3 protein-coding genes are annotated in these 2,628 nt (G+C 44.6%); 2 read left to right on the top strand and 1 reads right to left on the bottom strand.

All coding sequences use genetic code 11. The features are described from left to right. Together ACO0LK_RS26920 and ACO0LK_RS26915 are read left to right on the top strand one after the other, a co-directional pair. Positions 1-1,508, top strand: a 1,508-nt coding sequence (locus tag ACO0LK_RS26920) for a hypothetical protein (RefSeq protein WP_422980595.1), incomplete at its 5' end; no start/stop codon positions are given. A 9-nt stretch (positions 1,509-1,517) separates the two neighbouring features. Then, positions 1,518-1,997, top strand: coding sequence for a hypothetical protein (locus ACO0LK_RS26915; RefSeq protein WP_422980594.1), 480 nt, complete (start codon positions 1,518-1,520; stop codon positions 1,995-1,997). 420 nt (positions 1,998-2,417) lie between these two features. Here the strand turns inward: ACO0LK_RS26915 and ACO0LK_RS26910 are convergent. Then, on the bottom strand, positions 2,418-2,628 hold a 211-nt coding region (locus ACO0LK_RS26910), incomplete at its 5' end, for a hypothetical protein (RefSeq protein ID WP_422980593.1).

The following is a 2,628-nucleotide window of genomic DNA, read 5'->3' as shown; positions in this document are numbered from 1 at the left end:
CGTTTGTGCAGCAGGTCAAGCTGGGGACAACGACTGCCAGTTCTACCACGGGCACGGCGACAACGACAACCGGCACGTATCAGAACAATCTGAATTTAGGCACGGCAACGGTGGCGCAACAGAAAACACAGGCGACATCGCTGGCGAATACCGCAACGGCGGTTGTGAATCCAGTGCCTGTGACCACGGGCACGACCAATGCCAGTATCGCTTACGGTGTGTTTGATGGACTGGATGAAGCTGCACTGAGACAATTGCGTAGTACCGCAGCTAATTCTTCTAAAGAAGTCGAGAACAATAATCAGCGCAATGTCATGACTGAGGAATGGCGCGATGCATATTCGACTCCCTGGGATGACGGTGATTTTATTGGTGGAATTATTGCAAGTGGTGATCAGGAGGCAATCAATCAGTTAATTGACATGGGGATGGTTTCACGAGAAGAAGCGGCTCTCATAACGAGCAATATTAATGCCGGCAAAATGGGGGGCGGAGATGGAAATGCGGAAAATTGGGATAATAACGGTTTGGGCAACGACGGAGGTGGTGGTGACTACACAACCACTGATGACGCTTTTGTGATTGGATTTGACGATGTTGGACCTAACACCAAGAAGGATATTTATTCCACTACCGGAATTTCAAATCAGGCTTTGATAGCAGCGATGGCGGTTCCAACGCCTTTTGGTACTTTTGTGATGGTACCTGTGGTTGTTCCAGGAAGGACGACGCTGAATACAGGATATAGTTCTTACAGTGTTAGTTTTAATGGTATCGATATATCATCTGCAGTGAATGGTCTTTCATTGCTTTTAACGAATCCATTGCAAGCGCTCAACAACTTTAGCATGAACGTCTTTGGAGTTGACTTCCGGAGCTCGAATCCAGCCAATATAGGATCGAATGTATTGATTACGCCGATTAATCAGCAGACAGGCGCAACAGTTACGACTACGCCGATTAATCAGCAGACAGGCGCAACAGTCACGACTACGCCGATTAATCAGCAGACAGACGCAACAGTCACGACTACGCCGATTAATCAGCAGACAGGTCCACAAGTGCTTGTCTCGCCAAATCAATTGGACCAGTTCGGAAATAATATTGTAATCAGTCAGAATAATGGCGCCAGCGAAAATCTTGCAAATGTCAATGGTGGCCGTGCTCCATTTTCGGAGTTAAATGGATCTTTAGGGGAATTGAATGGATACAATCAAGCGTTGGGTGAAGGTAGAATTGGAATTATCGAGCCAGGAAAAACGTCTGCACCTGGGGTAGACTATGCAACATATAATCCAGATACTGGCGTAGTGTATGTTACCGATGCCAAATATCGCGGCCCAGGTGGAACCTATCCAACGTCTGTATCAAGCGAAAGCCTTGAGAAATGGACTGAAGAAGTTAAATCAACCGTTCAAAGCTGGCCTGACAGTACTTTAAAGACTGACATTTTAAATGCGATTGATAACGGTAAAGTAAAACCAGAAATTTTTAAATGGCCCAAATAGGAAAAAATAATGGAATTGAATGAAGCCTTAAGTTTACAGCGATTAATGCCATTGTCACAAATTGGTGAAACCGCTGAGCCTATTTTTCAGGGATTTTTTCGGGTTGGCACAAATATTTACGTTAGAACTCGAGTTTCCAATAAAAATCTTGAAACTAATGATCCGTTGGCTCCGTTTGTCACAGTCGTTTATTGGGCTACTTCCCCAGCAGCTTTAAAGCGGGCATTTTTGGATGATGAACCATCTACAGATACTTTTTTTGCCCCCCCTCCAAAAGAAATATTGATTGGAACTTCAGGCTTATACGCAGAACTATTGGTTCAAATCCCAAAAAGTGAAAAGAAGACTTATGAAAGGGCAGAATATTCAAATAAAGGACTATTTCAGTACAAAGAGATTAATATTGACGGAATTAAATATATTTTCTTTGACAATAAAAATAATACAAGTGAGTGTGTATCAATAATTGAATTTCCATTGAAATCTTAACACTCCTGATAAGTGGCATAACAATCAAAAAGTAAAATGATTAGCAGACAAATTTTTTGATTTTTGATCAATATTTATACAGTTGAATACCGATTGTTGCGAGCAATGTCCTACGAAGCAATTGCAAGATCAGAATATGGCAAACTATTCGGTAAAATAGAATGCCAAGAAAACGAGACAAGTCTGTTGCCTAGCTTCTCGACTACGACTAGCTAGGGGTTAGTTATCCATTAGCCCCCAGCAGTCAAGTAGTCGAACAACATACTCGCAACACACCGCGATAAGAGATACCACGCCATCACGCGCTTGTTTCAAAATGCCGTCGTGCCTTTTGCTTCAACGTGTGGTTGCGTGAATCGCACCAGTCGCCCATGTGGATCTAGCGAAACATCCAATCTGGATTTCGCCCAAGTAGCACAGCTACTCCAGAAGCATCTCAGTATCGCGTTGCGTCCAAGTGATGGGCAGATCTGTGGTCGTTACCAGTACGACCACCAGGGTCGCCTGCTCCAGTCCAGCAGTGATGCAGTTGGCCTGTACGGCACCAGCACCGGCAACGTCACGGGTAGCACCCAAAGCCTGGTCAGCACCACCAGCTACGACCAGGCCGGACGTGTCATCGCCAGGACCA

Origin of the sequence: Undibacterium sp. Ji49W, from assembly GCF_049340205.1 — a bacterium.
Classification (GTDB): Bacteria; Pseudomonadota; Gammaproteobacteria; order Burkholderiales; family Burkholderiaceae_D; genus Undibacterium.
This window is presented reverse-complemented; position numbering and strand designations above follow the sequence as displayed.